The following is a 20743-nucleotide window of genomic DNA, read 5'->3' on the forward strand; positions in this document are numbered from 1 at the left end:
GTCCCGGCTACTTGATCAGGTAGATCGTGGCGAAAAGGCCGATCCAGACCACATCGACGAAGTGCCAGTAGTAGGACACGACGATGGCGGCGGTCGCCTGCTCGTGGGTGAACCTCTTGGCCATGTAGGTGCGGCCGAGGACCAGCAGGAAGGCGATGAGACCGCCCGTCACGTGCAGGCCGTGGAAGCCGGTGGTCAGGTAGAACACCGAGCCGTAGGGGTCGGAGGAGAGCGAGATGCCCTCGTCCCGCACCAGGCTCGTGTACTCGTAGATCTGACCGCCGATGAAGATCGCACCCATGATGAAGGTGACGATGAACCACCCTCTGAGCTTCTTCACGTCACCGCGCTCGGCCGCGAACACGCCGAGCTGGCAGGTGAGCGAGGAGAGCACCAGGATCGTGGTGTTCGTCGCGGAGAAGGGCACATTGAGCGCATCGGCCATGTGCTTCCAGTGCGCCGGACCCGTCACCGATCGCAGGGTGAAGTACATCGCGAAGAGGGCCGCGAAGAACATCAGCTCGGAACTCAGCCAGATGATGGTTCCGACGCTGGTGAGGTTCGGCCGGTTGACCGACGGGTGCGCGTGCCCGGTTTCTACTGTCGTTGCTGTCGCCACGACCGACATTATGTCGGTCGCTTATCCCGCCCTCACTCCGGGGGGTGCCGTTCGGAGTGTTGCTGCCCGCCGAACCGGTGTTGACGTGGTGTTCATGGGGACTTCCACGGGAGTAAGCTCCGCCCGAACGGCCTTGTCCGTCCCGTCCGTACGACGCTGACGTCCCGGAGGAACAATGCAGCCGACCGCCACGGTGCTGGTCTACAGCGACGACTCCAACACCCGCGAGCAAGTACGGCTGGCGACCGGCCGCAGGCCCGCTCCCGACGTGCCCCTGGTCGAGTTCCTGGAGTGCGCGACGCCCGAGGCGGTGCTGCGTGAGCTGGACAAGGGCGGTGTCGACGTGTGCGTGCTGGACGGTGAGGCCGTGCCGATGGGCGGCATGGGGGTCTGCCGGCAGATCAAGGACGAGGTGTTCAACTGCCCGCCGGTGCTGCTGCTCATGGGGCGGCCGCAGGACGCCTGGCTGGCGACGTGGAGCCGGGCGGACGCCGCGGTCACCTTGCCGGTGGATCCCGTGGAGTTCTCCTCGGCCCTCGCCTCCCTGCTCCGTCAGAAGAGGTTGCTGAGCGCCTAGCGGCCCGGGGCGCCGTGTCCGTGCGCGAGAGCGGGTCCGTGGGTCCTTCTCGCGCCCACGCGGCGCAGCCGCGTATCGGCCAGTCCCGCGCCCCTTCAGGGCGTTTACAGCGCCGCCGGCTGGAGGCGTACCGTGTCCGCCTCGGACGGGCTGTCGGCCTTGCCGTTGGTCAGCGCGCTGCCCTTGCGCCACTTCGTCCAGTCGACGTTCCAGTCACCGAAGCCGTTGCCGAAGTCCTCCATCTGGTGGCCGTTGGAGTTGACGACCTTGACGATGTCGCCCTGGTGGATGTTGTCGAAGAACCACTGGGCGTTGCCGTTGCTCATGCCCGTGCAGCCGTGGCTGACGTTCGCGTAGCCCTGTGAGCCCACGGACCAGGGCGCGGCGTGCACGTATTCGCCGGACCAGGTCACCCGGGTGGCGTAGTAGACCGACAGGTCGTAGGAGTCGGAGCTGCCCGCGGCGATGCCGATGGTGGTGCCGCGCATGCGGACGACGTACGCCTTCTCCAGGACGACCTTGATGCCGTTGCGGGTGTCGTAGCCGGGTTTGCCGGTGGTGACGGGGATCCGCTTGATGTCCTGGCCGTTCTTGTAGAACGTCAGCTGGTGCGCGGCGGCGTCGGTGACGGCCTCGATCCGGTCGCCGATGGTGAGCTTGACCGGCTTGGACTTGCCGCCCCACAGCCGGTCGCTGATCTTGATGCCGTCCAGGTTGCTGTGCACCGTGATGGTGGTGTGGGTGGGCCAGTACTCCTGGGGCCGGTAGTGGAGTTCCTTGTCGCTGACCCAGTACCAGGAGCCCGGCACGGCCGGCGTGGAGTCCACCCGCAGGGCGCGCTCCACGATGGCGCGCTGCGCCTTGTCCTTGACCGCCTGGTCGAGTTGGGCGGTGATGGGCTGGCCGACGCCGTACTGGCCCGACTTCGGCCCGAAGGTGACGGTCAGGCGCTTCTTGCTGCTGGGCCGGCTGGTGTCGAACGCGAAGACCTTGCGGCCGGGTGCGCCGTCGTCGTCCTCGGTGCTCACGGCGACCGTGTAGTGGGTGTTGGCGGCCAGCGGGGCGGTGCTGTGCCATCTGCTGCCGTCGGCGGCGAGTTCGCCCGCCACATAGCGCCCTGCGGAGTCCTGGACGGTGACGTCGGTGATGCTGTCGTCACCCTCGGCGGTGATCTCCAGGGGCTTGTCCGGATCGGCCCGCTTCCCCGCTTCGGTGGGGCCGTTGAAGGAGACTATGTCCGCCGCGTCGTACGGCTTGGCCGACAGTGGGTTGCCGCCGTCCGAACCGCAGGCGGTGACGCACGCGCCGAGCGCGGTCACCAGCAGGGCGCAGCTGACGACGGTGCGGGTCCGCGGAGTGTGGTTCATACCATCACGCTATGAGGCACTGCCCTCATCGGCGCGGCGGGTAACCCGTCCGGGCGACCGACACTGCGGCAAACGTACGAAGGCACCCGCTGTGACCTGCGCAAAAGCCGGAAGCCCGGACCCTGCTGAACAAGGGTCCGGGCTTCCGGTGCGTGCACGCGGGTGCTACTGGGTGCGGTTCTCACCGTGGTAGTACTCGAACACCCAGCCGAACAGACCGACCACGATGAACGGGGCGGAGAAGTAGATCAGCCACCAGCCGACCGCGATGCTGAGGAAGGCGATCGCACCGCCGAAGCCCAGCATGAGCGGCTGCCAGCTGTGCGGGCTGAAGAAGCCCAGCTCGCCCGCGTCGTCCGCGACGTCGGCCTCCTTGTCGTCCTGGGCGCCCGCGTCGACCCGCCGGGCGGTGAAGCCCAGGTAGAAGCCGATCATGACGCTCAGGCCGAAGGCCAGGAACAGTGCGGTGGTACCGGCCGGCTCCTTCGACCACACGCCATACACGATGGCCATGATCAGGAGGAAGAAGCTCAGCCAGATGAACATCCGGCCCTGGATCTTCACTTGCCGGCCTCCTTGCTGCCCGCGATGGCGGTGCCGTGACCGCTGTGCGCGAGCTGCTCGAGCGCTGCGATCTCAGGGTGGTGCAGGTCGAACGCCGGGGATTCGCTGCGGATCCGCGGCAGGGTGAGGAAGTTGTGCCGCGGCGGCGGGCAGGACGTCGCCCACTCCAGCGAACGGCCGTAGCCCCAGGGGTCGTCGACGTCGACCTTCTTGCCGTACTTGGCGGTCTTCCAGACGTTGTAGAGGAACGGCAGGATCGACAGGCCCAGCAGGAAGGAGCTGATGGTCGAGACCGTGTTCAGGGCCGTGAAGCCGTCGGCCGCCAGGTAGTCGGCGTAACGGCGCGGCATGCCCTCCACGCCCAGCCAGTGCTGGACCAGGAAGGTGCCGTGGAAGCCGACGAACAGCGTCCAGAAGGTGATCTTGCCGAGGCGCTCGTCCAGCATCTTGCCGGTCATCTTCGGCCACCAGAAGTGGAATCCGGAGAACATGGCGAACACGACCGTACCGAAGACCACGTAGTGGAAGTGGGCCACCACGAAGTACGAGTCGGAGACGTGGAAGTCCATCGGGGGCGAGGCCAGGATGACACCGGTCAGACCACCGAACGTGAAGGTGATCAGGAAGCCGACGGCCCAGAGCATCGGGGTCTCGAAGGACAGCGAGCCCTTCCACATGGTGCCGATCCAGTTGAAGAACTTCACACCGGTCGGCACCGCGATCAGGAACGTCATGAAGGAGAAGAACGGCAGCAGCACGCCGCCGGTGACGTACATGTGGTGGGCCCACACGGTCACGGACAGACCGGCGATGGAGATGGTCGCGGCGATCAGGCCCATGTAGCCGAACATCGGCTTGCGGGAGAACACCGGGATCACTTCGGAGATGATGCCGAAGAACGGCAGGGCGATGATGTACACCTCTGGATGGCCGAAGAACCAGAAGAGGTGTTGCCACAGCAGGGCGCCGCCGTTGGTGGCGTCGAAGACGTGCGCGCCGAACTTGCGGTCCGCCTCCAGGGCGAACAGCGCGGCCGCCAGGACCGGGAAGGCCAGCAGGACCAGCACGGCGGTCAGCAGCACGTTCCACACGAAGATCGGCATGCGGAACATGGTCATGCCCGGGGCGCGCATGCAGATGATCGTGGTGATGAAGTTGACCGCACCGAGGATGGTGCCGAAGCCGGAGAAGGCCAGACCCATGATCCACATGTCGGCGCCGACGCCCGGGGAGCGGACGGCGTCCGACAGCGGCGAGTAGGCGAACCAGCCGAAGTCCGCCGCCCCGTCCGGGGTGAGGAAGCCGCCCACCGCGATGGTCGAGCCGAACAGGTACAGCCAGTAGGCGAACATGTTCAGCCGCGGGAACGCCACGTCGGGCGCGCCGATCTGCAGCGGCATGATCCAGTTCGTGAAGCCGGCGAACAGCGGCGTCGCGAACATCAGCAGCATGATCGTGCCGTGCATCGTGAACGCCTGGTTGAACTGCTCGTTCGACATGATCTGCAGGCCCGGCCGGGCCAGCTCGGCGCGCATGAGCAGCGCCATCACGCCACCGATCAGGAAGAACGCGAACGACGTAACGAGGTACATCGTCCCGATCGTCTTGTGGTCGGTGGTCGTCAGCCACTTCACCACGACACTGCCGGGCTGCTTGCGCCTGACCGGCAGCTCGTCCGCGAACGCGCCGTCAGCTGCCGCGGCACCCTGGGGTTCGTTGAGGATGCTCACAGGTTGTTCGTCTCCCGGTTCTTCTCGTGGCTCGTCTGCGCGATGCCGGCGGGAATGTAACCGGTCTGCCCCTTCTTGGCGAGGTCCTGGAGGTGCTTCTGGTACGCCGCCGGGGAGACGACCTTCACGTTGAACAGCATCCGGGAGTGGTCGACGCCGCAGAGCTCGGCGCACTTGCCGAGGAAGGTGCCCTCGTGGTTCGGCGTCACCTGGAACGCGTTGGTGTGGCCCGGGATGACGTCCTGCTTCATGAGGAACGGCACCACCCAGAAGGAGTGGATGACGTCACGCGAGGTGAGGATGAAGCGGACGGTCTGGCCCTTGGGCAGCCAGAGCGTCGGACCGGGGTTGCCGGTCTGCGGGTTCCGCGTGCCCGGCGTACCGACGTCGTAGACGCCGCCGGCGTTCGCCGGGAACTGGTTCTTGAACCGGTCCGGAATGGCGTTCAGGTTCTTGTCGGTCTTGGCGTCGCCGGAGACACCGGGGACGTTCGCGACGTAGTTGAAGCCCCAGCTCCACTGGAAGCCGACCACGTTGACCGTGACGTCGGGCTTCTTGTCGAGGCTGAGGAGCTTCGTCTCGTCCCGGGCCGTGAAGTAGAAGAGCACCGAGATGATGATGATCGGGACCACCGTGTACAGGGCCTCGATGGGCATGTTGTACCGGGTCTGCGGAGGTACCTCGACCTTGGTGCGGCTGCGCCGGTGGAACATGGCGCTCCACAGGATCAGGCCCCACACCAGCACGCCGACGGCGAGCGCGGCAGCCCAGGAGCCCTGCCACAGGGAGAGGATCCGCGGAGCCTCTTCCGTGGTCGGGGTGGGCATGCCAAGGCGGGGGAAGTCCTTGTATGTGCAACCGGTTGCGGTCGCCAGGACCAGGCCCGCGGTCATTGCCTGCAGCAGCTTCCGCCGCATCGGGCGCCGCGGCGAGCGGTCGGAGCCGTTGGGACTCACGTAGCGCCTTCCCGAGAGTCTCGCCCGCGCGGTCGGCTGCGGCCTTGTTCTCGCTGGTCGGTCGCCGCCCTGCGTCGGGCAGGGGTTTGGATGTTTATGCGGACCAAACCCTAGCCGACGCCCTCCGGGGGTTCGCGGGGAGGGGTGCCTACTAACTCGGGTGGTTCGCTGGATTGGCGGCTGCGGGTCAGTTGTGGCTGGTCGCGCCCCGCGGCGAAGCCGCTGTGGACACAGCCCCGCGCCCCTTCGGGACGCTGCCCTGACCGGCGGTTTAGCGTTGCCGTATGGCCTACTTTGATGCTGCTTCCGCCGCTCCCCTCCATCCTGTGGCCCGTCAGGCGTTGTTGGCCTCTTTGGATGAGGGGTGGGCCGATCCTGCCCGGCTCTACCGGGAAGGACGCAAGGCCCGGATGTTGCTGGACGCTGCCCGGGAGGCCGCCGCCGAGGCCCTCGGCTGCCGGGCCGACGAGGTGGTGTTCACCTCCTCCGGGACACGGGCCGTACATACGGGCGTGATGGGGGCGTTGGCCGGGCGGCGGCGGGTCGGATCCCACCTGATCGTGTCAGCGGTCGAACACTCCTCCGTCCTCCACGCGGCGGAGGTGTTCGAGTCGGACGGGGGGACGGTCACCCACGTGGCGGTCAGCCGGGCCGGAACCGTCGAACCCGCCGCCTACGAGGCCGCGCTCCGCCCGGACACGGCGCTGGCGGTGCTGCAGTCGGCCAACCACGAGGTGGGGACCGTGCAGCCGGTCGCCGAGGTGGCCGAGGTGTGCCGGGCCGCCGGGGTGCCGCTGCTGGTGGACGCGGCGCAGTCGCTGGGGTGGGGGCCGGTCGAGGGTGACTGGTCGCTGCTCGCGGCCAGCGCGCACAAGTGGGGCGGGCCCTCGGGGGTCGGACTGCTCGTCGTGCGCAAGGGGGTGCGGTTCGCCGCCCAAGGGCCCGTCGACGAGCGGGAGTCGGGGCGGGCGCCCGGGTTCGAGAACCTCCCGGCGATCGTGGCGGCCGTGGCCTCCCTGCGGGCGGTGCGGGCCGAGGCGGCCCAGGAGGCGGTACGGCTGCGGGAGCTGACGGACCGGATCCGGACGCGGGTGCCGGAGCTGGTGCCGGACGTGGAGGTCGTCGGCGACCCCGAGCGCCGGCTGCCCGGCATCGTCACCTTCTCCTGCCTCTACGTCGACGGCGAGGCGCTGCTGCACGCGCTGGACCGGGAGGGCTTCTCCGTCTCCTCCGGTTCCTCCTGCACGAGCAGCACGCTGACGCCGAGCCATGTGCTGAAGGCGATGGGCGTGCTGACCGAGGGCAACGTACGGGTGTCCCTGCCGACGGGGACGGCCGAGGAGGACGTGGAGCGCTTCCTCGCGGTGCTGCCGGACGCGGTGGCGGGGGTACGGGAGAAGCTGGGCGCACCGGCGGCACCGGCCGCCCGGCAGGGCGCCGGGGAAGTGCTCGTCGACTCCCTGGGCAAGCGCTGCCCGATCCCGGTCATCGAGCTGGCGAAGGTGTTCGGGCAGGTACCGGTCGGCGGGATCGTACGGGTCCTCTCCGACGACGAGGCCGCCCGCCTGGACATCCCGGCGTGGTGCGATATGCGGGGGCAGGAGTACGTCGGAGAGGAACCCGCGGAGAGGGGTACGGCGTACCTGGTACGCCGGGTCGGCTGAGCGGCCGGGAAGGGGTGAGTGGCCGGAGGCCCGCCTCAGCCGAGGTGGGCCCGCACTTCCTCCCCGGCCTCGTCGCCGTACGCCTTCACGAACCGCTCCATGAAGTGCCCGCGCTGCAGCCGGTACTCCTGCGTGCCGACCGTCTCGATGACGAGCGTCGCCAGCATGCAGCCCACCTGGGCAGCGCGCTCCAGCGAGACGCCCCAGGCCAGTCCCGACAGGAACCCCGCGCGGAAGGCGTCGCCGACGCCCGTGGGGTCGGCCTTGCGCTCCTCCTCGGGGCAGCCGACCTCGATGGGGTCCTCGCCGACCCGCTCGATGCGCACGCCGCGCGAGCCGAGGGTGGTGACGCGGTGGCCGACCTTGGCCAGGATCTCGGCGTCGCTCCAGCCGGTCTTGGACTCGATGAGGCCCTTCTCGTACTCGTTGGAGAACAGGTAGGTCGCGCCGTCCAGCAGCACCCGGATCTCGTCGCCGTCCATCCGGGCGATCTGCTGGGAGAAGTCGGCGGCGAAGGGGATCGCGCGGGAGCGGCACTCCTCCGTGTGGCGGAGCATCGCCTCCGGGTCGTCGGCGCCGATGAGGACCAGGTCCAGGCCGCCCACGCGGTCGGCGACGGTCTTCAGCTCGATGAGGCGGGCCTCGCTCATCGCGCCGGTGTAGAACGAGCCGATCTGGTTGTGGTCGGCGTCGGTGGTGCACACGAAGCGGGCGGTGTGCAGGGTCTCGGAGATCCGGACCGAGTCGGTGTCCACGCCGTGCCGGTCGAGCCAGGCCCGGTATTCGTCGAAGTCGAAGCCGGCGGCACCGACCAGGACCGGCTCGGTGCCGAGCTGGCCCATGCCGAAGGCGATGTTCGCGCCGACGCCGCCGCGGCGCACGTCCAGGTTGTCGACGAGGAAGGAGAGCGAAACCGTGTGCAGCTGGTCCGCGACGAACTGGTCGGCGAAACGGCCGGGGAAGGTCATGAGGTGGTCGGTGGCGATGGAGCCGGTGACTGCGATGCGCACGACGGGGATCTCCTGCGGGAGGCTGGGTTGACAGTTCACGCTACCGGGTCGGCCGCTCACTCTGTAGTTGGCGAAACTACCCGATAGTAGATCTTTCTTCGCGGCCCGGAGCAGGCCTACGGTGCGGTCATGACGAACCTCGAGTTCCGCCACACCGCCCCCGCCGGCCTCGGGAGTGACCCGGAGGGCGACCTCGCGTCGCTGCGCGGCGACTGCGCCCGGATGGCTCCGCACTGGGCGGCCCCGGAGCACGCCGAGCCCCGGCCGGTGCCGCCGTCCCTGATCCACGGCGTGACCGTGCCGGCGCGGTCCGCGCGGCTGCTGGACGCGATGTCCGACTACGGCGACTGACAGCCGGGGCGCGTTTCGCAGGGAACCGCACGCTCCCCTCGCGCGTCCCATCGCCGTCCCCCGGGCGGGGGAGGCGGGATACGACCAGCGAGGAGCGATGCGGTGAACACCGAGCGACCCGAGAACCGCGAGCACCCCGAGGGCTCCGAGCACACGGAGAGCGCAGGGAGCGCGGAGACCGCGGGTCATGAGGGCGTGCGGTCCGGCAGGCGGCGGTCGCGGCTCGTCGTCGTCTCCGTCGCCGCCGCCGTACTGCTGGTCGGCGGCGGTGGCGCCTACCTCGCGGCGAGCGGCGACTCCGGCGGCCGTACGGGCGGACCGGGCACGGCCGGCGCCACTCCGCCGCCGCTCGCGCTGGACGGCCGGACCGGCACGGGCGGCATCGCCCCGGGCGAGCCGAACCCGTACGGCGCCCTGTACGTCGCCCATGGCGAGCTGCCGGCCGGCCCCGGCTCCGCGCCGGTGTACGAGCCGAAGGGCGAGGTCGGCAAGGACGCGGTGGCCCGGCTGGCCAAGGCGCTGGGCATCGACGGCACACCGGTGGCCGAGGGCCGGATCTGGCGGGTGGGCGGCAAGGACGGCTCCGGGCCGAGCCTGACGGTGAACCGGGACGCGCCGGGCAGCTGGACGTTCAGCCGGTACGCGCCGGGCACCGACGACTGCAGGAAGGGTGTCCTGTGCACCCACGACCCGATGGGCCCGACCGGCGCCCCGGTCAGCGTGCGGAAGGCGACCGAGGCGGCCGCGCCGGTGCTGAAGGCGGCGGGGCTGGACGACGCGAAGATCGACGCGAGCCAGGTCATGGGGAGCCAGCGGGTCGTGAACGCCGATCCGGTGGTCGGCGGGCTGCCGACGTACGGCTGGACGACCGGCCTGACCGTGGACCAGAAGGGCGAGCTGGTCGGCGGGCACGGGCTGCTCGGGGCTCCGGTGAAGGGCGACACGTACCCCGTGCTGAGCGCCGCGAAGACGCTGACGCTGATGAACGCGGCGCCGAGGAGCGACCACCGCATGGGGATCGGCGGCTGCGCCAGTCCGGTGCCGCTGAAGAACCGGCTGGAGCAGCCCTGCGGCGGGTCCACCGCGGTGCCGAAGCAGGGGGCTGACCCGGGACGGGACACCGTCACCGTGGAGAAGGCGGTGTTCGGGCTGGCCGCGCACTCCGTCGCCGGGCGGCAGACGCTGGTGCCGTCCTGGCTGTTCGAGGTGCGGGGGCCTGCCGGCCAGGGCGCGTCGACGGTTGCGTACCCGGCGGTCGATCCCCGGTATGTGGCGTCGGCGGCCACGCCCTCGGCTCCGCCGGTGTCCGGGACGCCCACCACCCGGACGGTGAAGGTCACCGGCTACACGGCCGAGGGCCGGGATCTGACCGTGAGCTTCTTCGGCGGGGTGTGTGCCGACTACACGGTGGCGGCGAAGGAGAGCGGCGGGCGGGTGACCGTGAGCGTCGCCGAGCACCCCTGGCCGGACAAGGTGTGTGTGCTGATCGCCAAGGAGTACGTGAAGACCGTGCGGCTGGCCGCGCCGCTGGACGGGCGGACCGTGGTCGGTGACGACGGCAGCCGTATTCCGCAGGGCAAGCCGGGGGCGTTGCGGGGAGGGCGGTGACGGTTCGCGCCCCTTCGGGGGCGCACTGCGGCTCAGCCCTTCGGCATACGCCGACGGCGGCACTCCCACGCGGGGAGTGCCGCCGTCGGCAAACCGTCGGACCTGGTCCCTCGGCTCAGCTGAAGGAGTCGCCGCAGGCGCAGGAGCCGGTCGCGTTCGGGTTGTCGATCGTGAAGCCCTGCTTCTCGATCGTGTCCACGAAGTCGATGGTCGCGCCGCCCAGGTACGGAGCGCTCATGCGGTCCGTGACGACCTTGACCCCGCCGAAGTCCTTCTCCACGTCACCGTCGAGCGAGCGCTCGTCGAAGAAGAGCTGGTAGCGCAGGCCGGAGCAGCCGCCGGGCTGGACGGCGACACGCAGCGCGAGGTCGTCGCGGCCTTCCTGGTCGAGCAGGGCCTTGACCTTGGCCGCGGCGGCGTCGGTCAGGATGATGCCGTCGGTGACGGTGGTGGTCTCGTCCGATACGGACATCTACATCTCTCCCGGGTTGTACGGAGACTGCTTGCCGACGAGTGCAACCGGCGCTTCCGCGGATTCATTCCGGGCCGGGCAGTCACGTTGTCGCGTTTTTGCTTCCGTCTTCATGCTCGCATACGACCGGGAAGGCAGACAGCGGCCCGAAGAGGGAGTTGGCGGGATTCACGTCACATCGACGCTATGGCCATCGTCAAACTGACGTGAACCGGTTATGATAGATAGCGTCAGTTAGACGAAAAGTAGAAAGGGTGCGTGTCGTGACCACCGCCCAGACCCCGGAACTCGACGTGCAGCCGACTCCGCTCGCCCTGCTGCTGCTCGGCCGTGAGGCCGACCCGAAGAGCGAGCGGGGCGTCGAGTGCCCCGGTGACCTGCCCTCGCCGTCCGACCCGGACCTGGTCGCGCGCGCCCGCGCGGCCAAGGAGAAGCTCGGCGACAAGGTCTTCGTGCTCGGCCACCACTACCAGCGCGACGAAGTCATCCAGTTCGCCGACGTCACGGGCGACTCCTTCAAGCTGGCCCGGGACGCGGCCGCGCGCCCGGAGGCCGAGTACATCGTCTTCTGCGGTGTGCACTTCATGGCCGAATCGGCGGACATCCTCACCTCCGACGACCAGAAGGTCGTCCTGCCCGACCTCGCCGCCGGCTGCTCCATGGCCGACATGGCGACGGCCGAGCAGGTCGCGGAGTGCTGGGACGTGCTGACCGAGGCGGGCATCGCCGAGCAGGTCGTGCCGGTCTCGTACATGAACTCCTCCGCCGACATCAAGGCCTTCACCGGCAAGCACGGCGGCACCATCTGCACGTCCTCCAACGCCAAGCGGGCGCTGGAGTGGGCCTTCCAGCAGGGCGAGAAGGTGCTCTTCCTGCCCGACCAGCACCTCGGCCGCAACACCGCCGTCCGGGACATGGGCATGTCCCTGGACGACTGCGTGGTCTACAACCCGCACAGGCCCAACGGCGGGCTGACGGCTCAGGAGCTGCGCGACGCGAAGATGATCCTGTGGCGCGGCCACTGCTCCGTCCACGGCCGCTTCGGCCTCGACTCCGTCAACGACGTGCGCGAGCGCATCCCGGGTGTGAACGTCCTGGTCCACCCCGAGTGCAAGCACGAGGTCGTGGCCGCGGCGGACTACGTCGGCTCCACCGAGTACATCATCAAGGCCCTGGAGGCGGCCCCGGCCGGTTCCAAGTGGGCCATCGGCACCGAGCTGAACCTGGTCCGCCGCCTGGCGAACCGTTTCGCCCCCGAGGACAAGGAGATCGTCTTCCTCGACAAGACGGTCTGCTTCTGCTCGACCATGAACCGCATCGACCTGCCCCACCTGGTCTGGACCCTGGAGTCCCTGGCCGAGGGCAACCTGGTCAACCGGATCGAGGTCGACAAGGAGACCGAGGCGTTCGCCAAGCTGGCGCTGGAGCGGATGCTGGCGCTCCCCTAGCACCCACGAAAGGGCCGGGCCTCGTACGAGACCCGGCCCTTTGCCATACCGTCAGACTCCGGCCGGCTCCAGCACCTTCTCCGCCTTCGCCTCCCGCCTGGCCGCGCGCTTCTTCGCCCGCCGCTCCTTGCGCAGCTCCAGCATCGCGTAGAGGGTCGGGACCAGGAGCAGGGTCAGCAGGGTCGACGTGACCAGGCCGCCGATGACCACGACCGCGAGGGGCTGGGCGATGAAGCCGCCCTCGCCGGTGACTCCCAGGGCCATGGGAAGCAGCGCGAAGATCGTCGCCAGGGCCGTCATCAGGATCGGGCGGAGGCGGTGGCGGCCGCCCTCGACGACGGCTTCCACGACGCCGTGGCCCTGCCTGCGGTACTGGTTGATCAGGTCGATCAGCACGATCGCGTTGGTCACCACGATGCCGATCAGCATCAGCATGCCGATCATCGCCGGGACGCCCATCGGGGTGCCGGTCGCGACCAGCAGGCCGATCGCACCCGTCGCCGCGAAGGGGATCGACACCAGCAGGATCAGCGGCTGGGCCAGCGAGCGGAAGGTCGCCACCAGCAGCATGAAGACGATCGCGATCGCCGCCAGCATGGCCAGGCCCAGGTTCTTGAACGCGTCGTTCTGGTCCGAGGTCACGCCGCCGATCTCGGCCTTCGCGCCCGCCGGCAGCTTCAGGGCCTTGATCTTCGACTGGAGCTCGGTGCTGACCGCGCCCGTGTTGTCACCGGTCGGCTTGGCCGTGATGGTCGCGGCGCGCCGGCCGTCGATCCGGGTCAGCGACACCGGGCCGTCCACCAGCTTCACCGTGGCGATGTCGCCGAGCTTCACCGGGCCGAGGCGCAGGTTCTTCAGCTGGGCCGGCGTGGTCGCGGGCTTCGCCGACCTCACGACGACGTCGCGCTCGGTGTCGTCGAGGATCGCCTTGGCCGCCGTCGTACCGCGCACCGCCTGGGCGACCGCTGCGCCGAGCTTCTGGTCGTCGAAACCGGCCGCCGCCGCCTTGGCGTTCGCCTTGACCGAGATCCGGGGCACGCTGGTGGACAGGTCGCTGGTGACGTCGGTGACGTCGTCCAGGCCGGCGACCGTGGAGCGGACCTGCTCGGCCGCCGTGCGCAGCGCCTCGGGGTCGGAGGCCTTGACCACCACGCTCAGGTTCTGGTTGCCGAAGCCGTCACCGGCCGACACGGTGGTCGTGCCGATGCCCCTGAGCTGCTTGAGGCCGTCCGCGATGTGCTTCTGCACCTTGTCGTACGACTTCGAGTCCTCCAGCATCACCTGGTACGACGCCTGGTTGGAGTCCGTGCCGCCGCCGAAGGCCGCCATGAAGCCGGAGGAGCCGACGGTGACCTGGTAGTCCTTGACGCCCTCGGTGGAGGCGAGCAGCTTCTCGACCCGCCTTGCCTGCGCGTCGGTGGCGGCCAGGCTCGTGCCGGGCTTCAGCTCCTGCTTGACCGTGATGACCTGCTGCTCGCCCTGGTCGAAGAAGTTCGTCTTCAGCAGGCCGCCCATGCCGAACGTGACGACCAGGACCACGATCGCGATCAGCACGCTGGTGAGGCGGCGGCGCGTGGCGAAGCGCAGGACGGGGACGTAGGCGCGCTGGAGGCGGCTGTTCGCCTCCTTCTCCTCGGCCCGGCGGCGGGCCTCCACGGCGTCCTCGGGGGTGCCCTTCGGGGCGCGCAGGAACCAGTACGACAGGACGGGGACGACCGTCAGGGACACCAGCAGGGAGGCCAGCAGGGCCGCCGTCACCGTGATGCTGAACGAGCCGAACAGGGCGCCCACCATGCCGCCGACCAGGCCGATCGGCAGGAACACGGCGACCGTGGTGAGGGTGGAGGAGGTGACCGCGCCGGCCACCTCGCGGACGGCGCCCAGGATGGCCTCCTTGCGCTCCTCGCCGTAGCCGAGGTGCCGCTTGATGTTCTCCAGGACCACGATCGAGTCGTCCACGACCCGGCCGATGGCGATGGTCAGCGCGCCGAGCGTGAGCATGTTCAGCGACAGGCCGCGCGTCCACAGCACGATCAGGGCCAGCACCACCGACAGCGGGATGGAGACCGCGGTCACCAGCGTCGAGCGGATCGACGCCAGGAAGACCAGGATGACCAGGACCGCGAAGAGCAGGCCGAGCGCGCCCTCCGTGGTCAGGCCCTTGATGGACTTCGACACCGCCGGGCCCTGGTCGCTGACGACCGTGAGCTTCGCGCCGGAGCCGAGCTGCTCGCGCAGGTCGGGCAGCTTGTCCTTGACCGCGTCCGAGATGGTGACCGCGCTGCCGTCGTGGTCCATCGTCACGTTGACGGCGAGGCTGGGCCGGCCGTCGGTGCGGGTGATGGAGTCGGCCGGGGCCGGCTGCTCCTTGACGGCGGCCACGTCACCGAGGCGCACGGGCTTCCCGCCGCGCTCGCCGGTCACCATGAGGTCCTGGATCTGCCGCAGCGAGGTGAAGCCGCCGCCGACCTGGACGGTGCGGCTCACGCCGTCCTCGTCGAAGGAGCCGGCCGGGACGGTCGCGCCGCCCGCCTGGAGGGCCTGGCCGAGCGCGGCGGAGGTGAGGCCGGCCCGCGCGAGCTCGGCGTCGTCCGGGGTGACGGTGACCTGGAGGTCGCGGACGCCGGTGACCTGGACGCGGCCGACGCCGTCGATGTCCTTCAGCGCCGGTACGACGGTCCTGTCCAGCTGGTCCGCGAGCGCCTGCTGGTCCTTGTCCGAGGTGACGGCGAGGACCACGGTCGGCATGTCGTCGGTGGACCCGGAGACGACCTGCGGGTCGACGCCGTCCGGGAGCTGGTTGCGGGCCCGGTTCACGGCCTGCTGGACGTCGGAGACGATCTGCTTGGTGTCGTTGTCGTAGTCGAAGGACGCCATGATCACGGCGTTGCCCTCACTGGCGGTGGAGGTGACCCCGGTGACACCGTCGACGCCCTGGAGGTTGTTCTCGATCGGCTCGACGACCTGCTTCTCGACGACGTCGGGCGAGGCGCCCTGGTACGGCGCGACCACCGACACCATGGGCAGGTTGATGGTGGGCAGCAGCTGCTGCTTGATCTGGGGAATCGCGATCAGCCCGAAGACGAGCGCGACGAGCGACATCAGGGCGATCAGGGCCCGTTGCCGGAGGCTGAATCTCGACAGCCAGGACATGGATCAGGGTCTCTCTTCCGTGAGCGGCAGACCCTCTCACCCTGAGCCATGGCAGGGCGCGCTCTTGTAAGCCCTGGGTCGATTTCCTTATCCCGGCCCTACTGCGCCCGCAGTACGCCCGGGTGGAGATCAGTCCGCCCTCGGACGCACCAGCCCCGACTCGTACGCGATCACCACGAGCTGCGCCCGGTCGCGCGCGCCCAGCTTGGCCATGGCCCGGTTGACGTGCGTCTTCACCGTGAGCGGGCTGACCTGGAGGCGGTCGGCGATCTCGTCGTTGGAGTGGCCGCCGGCGACCTGGACCAGCACCTCGCGCTCCCGCCCGGTGAGCGCGCCGAGGCGCTCGGAGCGGGCGGGGTCACGGCCGTCGTCGCCGTCGCCCTGGGCGAGGAAACGGGCGATCAGCCCCTTGGTGGCGGCCGGGGACAGCAGGGCCTCACCGCCCGCCGCGACCCGGATGGCGTTCAGCAGCTCCTCCGGCTCGCTGCCCTTGCCGAGGAAGCCGGAGGCTCCCGCGCGCAGGGACTGGATGACGTAGTCGTCCACCTCGAAGGTGGTCAGGATGACCACGCGGACCTGCGCCAGGGAGGGATCGGCGCTGATCAGCCGGGTGGCGGCGAGCCCGTCCGTGCCCGGCATCCGGATGTCCATGAGGACGACGTCGGCGGCCTGCTCCTTGGCCAGCCGGACCGCCTCGGCCCCGTCGGAGGCCTCCCCCACCACCTCCATGTCGGGCTCGGAGTCGACCAGCACCCGGAACGCGCTGCGCAGCAGTGCCTGGTCGTCGGCGAGCAGGACACGGATCGTCATGCGGGCTCCCCCGGGGCCGTCGTACGGGTCTCGCTTCGGGTCTTGAGGGGCAGGATCGCATGGACGCGGAAGCCGCCGCCGTAGCGGGGCCCGGTGGTGAGGGTGCCGCCGAGGGCGGTGACCCGCTCACGCATGCCGAGCAGTCCGTGCCCGCCGCCGTCCCCGGGCACACCGGCCGCGCCCGCGCCGTCGTCCAGCACGGTGACCTCGATGTTCGGTCCGACGCGTACGACGCTGACCTCGGCCTTGGCGTCGGCGCCGGCGTGTTTCTGGGCGTTCGTCAGCGCTTCCTGGATGATCCGGTACGCGGCGAGGCCGACGGCGGCGGGGAGTTCCGTGCCCTGGTCGGCGCGGGCCACCTCCACCGGGAGCCCCGCGTGGCGGAAGGTGTCGGCCAGTTCGTCCAGCCGGCTCAGGCCGGGAGCGGGCTCGGTCGGGGCCTCGGGGTCACCGGACTGACGGAGCAGTCCGACGGTGGCGCGCAGTTCCTCCAGCGCCGAGCGGCTGGCCTCGCGTACGTGCCCCAGGGCCTCCTTGGCCTGGTCGGGCCGCTTGTCCATGACGTGCGCGGCCACCCCGGCCTGCACGTTCACGAGGGCGATGTGATGGGCGACGACGTCGTGCAGATCGCGGGCGATGCGCAGCCGCTCCTCGGCGACCCGGCGGCGGGCCTCCTCCTCGCGGGTGCGTTCGGCTCTCTCCGCCCGCTCCCGGATGGCCTGGACGACCGCGCGCCGGCTGCGTACGGCGTCCCCGGCGGTCGCGCCGATGCCGGTCCAGGCGAGCACGCCGAGGTTCTCCTGCGCGTACCAGGGCAGCGGGCCGCCCAGTATGGCGGCGGCCGTCAGCACGGTCATGGTGAGCAGGCCGACGCGCAGGGTGGTGGTGCGGTCGGTGGTCGAGGCGACGGTGTACAGGGCGATCACGGCGGACATCGCGACGGGGGCGCGGGGGTCGCCGGTGACGCACTCGATCACGGACAGGGCGCCGGTGACGGCGAGGACCGTCCGCGGGGCGCGGCGACGGAAGACCAGCGTGGCCGCGGCGAGCAGCATCAGGAGGAGGCTGAGCGGGTCGGGGGTGCGCACGCCCCAGGTGACGCCGTTCGCTCCGCGGGGCACGACGAGGGAGCCGGCGACCATGCATGCCAGCACGCCGGCGGCGATGGACGCGTCCAGGGCGAGGGGGTGGGCCCTGAGGCCGCACCGGGCGCGTTCGAGAGTGCTCACCTAGGGAACAGTACGGGGACGCGCAAGGTGCCCATGCCGCAGCTGGTCGGGGCTGGGTCCGCTCACCGGCACCGACGAGGGACGGGACGCTGCCGCCGGGCGACGGGGAATCCACTCACCCGCGCCGGCAGGATGCGCGGCGCTGCCGCCGAACAACGGGGAATCCACTCACCCACGCCGACGAGGCGCGGGGCGCAGCGGCCGGGCGACGGGGGCCGCTCACTCGCGCCAGCGAGGTGCGCGGCGCTGCGACTGAACGACGAGCCGCTTCGTTGCTCCGCGCCGACAGGGCGCGGAGCACTGCCCCCCGAACGACGGGGGATCCGGCTCACCCGTGCCAGCAGGATGCGGGGCGCAGCCACCAACGACGGGGGATCCGCTCACCCGCGCCGACGAGGCGCGGGGCGCTGCCGCTGGGCGCCGGGGGCCGCTCACTCGCGCCGACGAGGTACGGAGCGCAGCGACTGAACGACGAGCCGCTTCGTTGGGCCGCGCCGACAGGGCGGCGGAGCGCTGCCACTGGACGACGGGGGATCCGCCCACCCGCGCCAGTGCTGGACCGGATCTGCACGCGCTGTATGACGCCGTCGCGGTCGGCCGGTGCTCGGAGAGGGAGCCGCGCATGCCCACCGGGCGGTTGTCGGTGCTGTGCGTGGCGGTGAAGAAGTCCCAGGCGCGGCGCAGCTCGTTCTGCTGGGTATGGCTCGGCACCAGTCCCCGGCCGGCGCGGATCCCCAGGCGGGCGCGGCTGCCGCGGGCCGACCCGCCGGGGTCGGGTCGGGCCCCCGGGTCCTTGTCGTACGCGTCCATTCCGCCCCGTCCCCCGTTTCACTCAGTCGCAGGATGCGGGACACTGCCGCCGAACGACGGGGGCCGCTCCCCCGCTCTGGCGAGGTGCGGGACGCTGCCACTGGACGACAGGGGTCCGCCCACCCGCGCCAGTAGGGTGCGGGGCGCAGCCGGCCAACGACGGGGGATCCGCTCGCCCGCGCCGGCAGGGTGGCTCCCCTGGAAGGGGTACCGACAGTGCCCAGCCGTGCCGCCCCCCAGCCGCACAACTGTCCGCGGGCTGCGCGAGGCCGGCTGTCGCTGTCGGCTACGGCGGCGATGCGCGACCCCAAGGGGCGCGGGGAACTGCGCGGGCGGCCGCAGTCGGCCCACAGCCGCCGTACCGCAGAAGCTTCCGCTCTCCGGGCGCCCGGACGTCAGCCCGGGATCAGCCCGTCGTCGCTGAGCATCTCCCGGACCTCCTCCAGCGTCGCGTCCGGCGAGGGAAGGATCAGTTCCGAGGGTTCCAGCGCCTCGTCCGGCAACGACGTGCCGAGCCGGCGGACGGAGTCGAGGAGGGCGCCGAGGGTGCGGCGGAAGCCCGCCTCGTCGCCGGCCTCCATCGCCCGCAGCAGCTCGTCGTCCAGCTTGTTCAGCTCGACGACGTGGGAGTCGTCCAGCCTGACCTGGCCCTCCCCCATGATCCGTACGATCACGTCGGCCTCCTCGGCTCGGGTCCCGGCGCCGGACTACTGCTTGTCGAAGCGCGGGGTGTCCTGCGGCTGCTGCTGGGACTGCCCCTGCCCGGTGCCGCCCTCGATGGCCTGCTGCGGGGAGCCTCCGGCCAGCTCGGCCTTCATGCGCTGCAGTTCCAGCTCTACATCCGTACCACCGGAGATCCGGTCCAGCTCGGCGGCGATGTCGTCCTTCGCCATGCCGGTCGGGTCGTCCAGGGCGCCGGAGGCGAGCAGCTCGTCGATGGCGCCGGCCCGGGCCTGGAGCTGCTGCGTCTTGTCCTCGGCCCGCTGGATCGCCAGGCCGACGTCGCCCATCTCCTCGGAGATGCCGGAGAAGGCCTCGCCGATCCGGGTCTGGGCCTGGGCGGCGGTGTAGGTGGCCTTGATGGTCTCCTTCTTCGTGCGGAACGCGTCCACCTTGGCCTGCAGGCGCTGGGCCGCGAGGGTGAGCTTCTCCTCCTCGCCCTGGAGGGTCGCGTGCTGCGTTTCGAGATCCGTCACCTGCTGCTGGAGTGCGGCGCGGCGGGACAGCGCCTCGCGGGCCAGGTCCTCGCGGCCGAGCGCGAGCGCCTTGCGGCCCTGGTCCTCCAGCTTGGAGGACTGCTGCTGCAACTGGTTGAGCTGGAGTTCCAGGCGCTTGCGGCTGGTCGCCACGTCGGCGACGCCGCGGCGGACCTTCTGCAGCAGCTCCAGCTGCTTCTGGTACGAGTAATCGAGGGTCTCGCGCGGGTCCTCGGCCCGGTCAAGGGCCTTGTTCGCCTTCGCGCGGAAGATCATCCCCATACGCTTCATGACACCGCTCATGGGCTTCGCGCGCCCCCTTCTGACGGACTCCAGCTCACAGATCCTGCGACAGGACCCACAGTACGGGCCCTGACTCCATTACCGCACTGTTCGGGGACGGATGCGCTCATCCCCGAGGACGACTGCGGACGCTATCGCTCCGGCGTGAGGAGTAGGTGATCCCCCACCGGCCCCCACCGGAACGTCCCCTCTGTCCCCCTACAGACGTCCGGCGTTGCGGGATCGTTCCCCGCCGGGCTGGGGTCCATGCCGGTGAAGCCCTTACCCTTGGGTTTTGTGTTCCGTAGCCGTGCCAAGGACGAGAAGGCCCCCGCCGACAAGGCGCAGGTGACCCTCTCCAAGCAGCCCCGTGACCCGCAGGCCCCGAAGGGCAGGCCCACGCCCAAGCGCAGTGAGGCCCAGTCCCAGCGGCGCAGCGTGGCCCATACGCCGACCAACCGCAAGGAGGCCGCCAAGCGCCAGCGCGAGGACCGGCGCCAGGCCCTGGAGCGGCAGCGCCAGGCGCTCGCCACGGGTGACGAGCGCTATCTGCCCGCCCGGGACAAGGGCCCGGTCCGCAAGTTCGCCCGCAACTGGGTGGACTCGCGGTTCAACGTGGCGGAGTTCTTCCTGCCGCTCGCCGTGGTGATCCTGGTGCTGAGCGTGGTGCGGGTGCCGGCGATCCAGTCGATCGCGCTGCTGCTGTGGCTGGTGGTGATCGTGCTGATCGTGCTCGACGCGGCGTTCAGCGGCTTCCGGCTGAAGAAGCGGCTGGCGGAGCGCTTCCCGGACGAGAACACGCGCGGAGCGGTCGCCTACGCCCTGATGCGCTCCCTCCAGATGCGCCGGCTCCGGCTGCCGAAGCCGCAGGTCAAGCGCGGAGAGCGACCCTGAGCG

The 20743-nt window shown here is 70.4% G+C and carries 18 protein-coding genes and 1 pseudogene; 6 read left to right on the forward strand and 13 right to left on the reverse strand.

Translation table 11 applies throughout. From position 1 onward, the window contains the following. Positions 1–7 precede the first annotated feature (7 nt). Positions 8–628 (reverse strand): aa3-type cytochrome oxidase subunit III, encoded by a 621-nt coding sequence (gene ctaE / locus ACQPXS_RS15260; protein WP_153534828.1) that lies wholly within the window; start codon positions 626–628, stop codon positions 8–10. Between the two features lie 166 nt (positions 629–794). On the opposite strand from ctaE, the gene ACQPXS_RS15265 reads away from it, so the two are divergent. Further along, positions 795–1196 carry a hypothetical protein gene (locus ACQPXS_RS15265; protein WP_351798598.1) on the forward strand — a complete coding sequence of 134 codons (402 nt, stop codon included), beginning with the start codon at positions 795–797 and terminating at the stop codon, positions 1194–1196. A 104-nt stretch (positions 1197–1300) separates the two neighbouring features. On the opposite strand, the gene ACQPXS_RS15270 is transcribed toward ACQPXS_RS15265, so the two are convergent. The 4 genes from ACQPXS_RS15270 to ctaC form a co-directional block, all read right to left on the reverse strand. Further along, the gene (locus ACQPXS_RS15270) at positions 1301–2563 is read right to left on the reverse strand and encodes an Ig-like domain-containing protein (RefSeq protein WP_433449758.1); all 1263 of its coding nucleotides are present in this window, start codon (positions 2561–2563) and stop codon (positions 1301–1303) included. Positions 2564–2728: 165 nt separating this feature from the next. After that, positions 2729–3127 (reverse strand): cytochrome c oxidase subunit 4, encoded by a 399-nt coding sequence (locus ACQPXS_RS15275; protein WP_351798592.1) that lies wholly within the window; start codon positions 3125–3127, stop codon positions 2729–2731. Further along, positions 3124–4857 (reverse strand): aa3-type cytochrome oxidase subunit I, encoded by a 1734-nt coding sequence (gene ctaD / locus ACQPXS_RS15280; protein WP_433449761.1) that lies wholly within the window; start codon positions 4855–4857, stop codon positions 3124–3126. Before ctaD ends, ACQPXS_RS15275 begins: the two co-directional genes overlap by 4 nt. Beyond that, a complete protein-coding gene (gene ctaC, locus ACQPXS_RS15285) occupies positions 4854–5813 on the reverse strand; it encodes an aa3-type cytochrome oxidase subunit II (protein WP_351798588.1) in 960 nt (319 codons plus the stop codon). Before ctaC ends, ctaD begins: the two co-directional genes overlap by 4 nt. A 284-nt stretch (positions 5814–6097) precedes the next feature. On the opposite strand from ctaC, the gene ACQPXS_RS15290 reads away from it, so the two are divergent. Further along, entirely contained in the window at positions 6098–7477 is a 1380-nt protein-coding gene (locus tag ACQPXS_RS15290) for a cysteine desulfurase/sulfurtransferase TusA family protein (protein WP_433449763.1), read from the forward strand. A gap of 35 nt (positions 7478–7512) precedes the next feature. Here the strand turns inward: ACQPXS_RS15290 and ACQPXS_RS15295 are convergent, their stop codons facing one another. After that, positions 7513–8487: a carbohydrate kinase family protein gene (locus tag ACQPXS_RS15295; RefSeq protein WP_433449765.1), complete on the reverse strand. Its 975-nt coding sequence runs from the start codon at positions 8485–8487 to the stop codon at positions 7513–7515. Between the two features lie 129 nt (positions 8488–8616). Between ACQPXS_RS15295 and ACQPXS_RS15300 the strand changes: the two genes are divergently transcribed. Both ACQPXS_RS15300 and ACQPXS_RS15305 read left to right on the forward strand, forming a co-directional pair. Then, positions 8617–8838, forward strand: a complete 222-nt coding sequence (locus ACQPXS_RS15300) for a hypothetical protein (protein ID WP_356315763.1) — start codon at positions 8617–8619, stop codon at positions 8836–8838. 102 nt (positions 8839–8940) lie between these two features. After that, positions 8941–10446 carry a hypothetical protein gene (locus ACQPXS_RS15305; RefSeq protein WP_433449766.1) on the forward strand — a complete coding sequence of 502 codons (1506 nt, stop codon included), beginning with the start codon at positions 8941–8943 and terminating at the stop codon, positions 10444–10446. 115 nt (positions 10447–10561) lie between these two features. Here ACQPXS_RS15305 and ACQPXS_RS15310 read toward each other — a convergent pair whose 3' ends face one another. Beyond that, positions 10562–10918 (reverse strand): iron-sulfur cluster assembly accessory protein, encoded by a 357-nt coding sequence (locus ACQPXS_RS15310; protein WP_028422454.1) that lies wholly within the window; start codon positions 10916–10918, stop codon positions 10562–10564. Positions 10919–11181: 263 nt separating this feature from the next. Here ACQPXS_RS15310 and nadA point away from each other — a divergent pair, with 263 nt between their 5' ends. Continuing rightward, a complete protein-coding gene (nadA, locus tag ACQPXS_RS15315) occupies positions 11182–12366 on the forward strand; it encodes a quinolinate synthase NadA (protein WP_433449768.1) in 1185 nt (394 codons plus the stop codon). A 51-nt stretch (positions 12367–12417) separates the two neighbouring features. Here nadA and ACQPXS_RS15320 read toward each other — a convergent pair whose 3' ends face one another. The 6 genes and pseudogenes from ACQPXS_RS15320 to ACQPXS_RS15345 form a co-directional block, all read right to left on the reverse strand. Continuing rightward, the gene (locus ACQPXS_RS15320; RefSeq protein ID WP_433449771.1) at positions 12418–15519 is read right to left on the reverse strand and encodes an efflux RND transporter permease subunit; all 3102 of its coding nucleotides are present in this window, start codon (positions 15517–15519) and stop codon (positions 12418–12420) included. Between the two features lie 129 nt (positions 15520–15648). Beyond that, complete coding sequence (locus tag ACQPXS_RS15325; protein ID WP_433449772.1) at positions 15649–16329, reverse strand: response regulator; 681 nt, start codon at positions 16327–16329, stop codon at positions 15649–15651. Then, positions 16326–17558 carry a sensor histidine kinase gene (locus ACQPXS_RS15330; protein ID WP_433449774.1) on the reverse strand — a complete coding sequence of 411 codons (1233 nt, stop codon included), beginning with the start codon at positions 17556–17558 and terminating at the stop codon, positions 16326–16328. Before ACQPXS_RS15330 ends, ACQPXS_RS15325 begins: the two co-directional genes overlap by 4 nt. 599 nt (positions 17559–18157) lie before the next feature. Further along, positions 18158–18272, reverse strand: a pseudogene (locus ACQPXS_RS15335) (DUF5819 family protein); the annotation flags it as partial. 491 nt (positions 18273–18763) lie between these two features. Continuing rightward, positions 18764–19042 carry a PspA-associated protein PspAA gene (gene pspAA, locus ACQPXS_RS15340; RefSeq protein ID WP_433449775.1) on the reverse strand — a complete coding sequence of 93 codons (279 nt, stop codon included), beginning with the start codon at positions 19040–19042 and terminating at the stop codon, positions 18764–18766. Between the two features lie 33 nt (positions 19043–19075). Further along, entirely contained in the window at positions 19076–19867 is a 792-nt protein-coding gene (locus ACQPXS_RS15345) for a PspA/IM30 family protein (RefSeq protein ID WP_433449776.1), read from the reverse strand. Between the two features lie 246 nt (positions 19868–20113). Here ACQPXS_RS15345 and ACQPXS_RS15350 point away from each other — a divergent pair, with 246 nt between their 5' ends. Next, a complete protein-coding gene (locus ACQPXS_RS15350) occupies positions 20114–20740 on the forward strand; it encodes a DUF3043 domain-containing protein (RefSeq protein ID WP_351798560.1) in 627 nt (208 codons plus the stop codon). Positions 20741–20743: the final 3 nt, after the last annotated feature.

The sequence above is a fragment of the Streptomyces sp. CA-142005 genome (assembly GCF_050942335.1).
Taxonomy (GTDB): domain Bacteria; phylum Actinomycetota; class Actinomycetes; order Streptomycetales; family Streptomycetaceae; genus Streptomyces.

Excerpts from the sequence above, each read along its gene's own strand:
- ctaE (WP_153534828.1), bottom strand. The coding sequence starts at position 628 with ATGTCGGTCGTGGCGACAGCAACGACAGTAGAAACCGGGCACGCGCAC.
- ACQPXS_RS15265 (WP_351798598.1), top strand. The coding sequence starts at position 795 with ATGCAGCCGACCGCCACGGTGCTGGTCTACAGCGACGACTCCAACACC.
- ACQPXS_RS15270 (WP_433449758.1), bottom strand. The coding sequence starts at position 2,563 with ATGAACCACACTCCGCGGACCCGCACCGTCGTCAGCTGCGCCCTGCTG.
- ACQPXS_RS15290 (WP_433449763.1), top strand. The coding sequence starts at position 6,098 with ATGGCCTACTTTGATGCTGCTTCCGCCGCTCCCCTCCATCCTGTGGCC.
- ACQPXS_RS15300 (WP_356315763.1), top strand. The coding sequence starts at position 8,617 with ATGACGAACCTCGAGTTCCGCCACACCGCCCCCGCCGGCCTCGGGAGT.
- ACQPXS_RS15310 (WP_028422454.1), bottom strand. The coding sequence starts at position 10,918 with ATGTCCGTATCGGACGAGACCACCACCGTCACCGACGGCATCATCCTG.
- ACQPXS_RS15320 (WP_433449771.1), bottom strand. The coding sequence starts at position 15,519 with ATGTCCTGGCTGTCGAGATTCAGCCTCCGGCAACGGGCCCTGATCGCC.
- ACQPXS_RS15325 (WP_433449772.1), bottom strand. The coding sequence starts at position 16,329 with ATGACGATCCGTGTCCTGCTCGCCGACGACCAGGCACTGCTGCGCAGC.
- ACQPXS_RS15345 (WP_433449776.1), bottom strand. The coding sequence starts at position 19,867 with ATGAGCGGTGTCATGAAGCGTATGGGGATGATCTTCCGCGCGAAGGCG.
- ACQPXS_RS15350 (WP_351798560.1), top strand. The coding sequence starts at position 20,114 with ATGCCGGTGAAGCCCTTACCCTTGGGTTTTGTGTTCCGTAGCCGTGCC.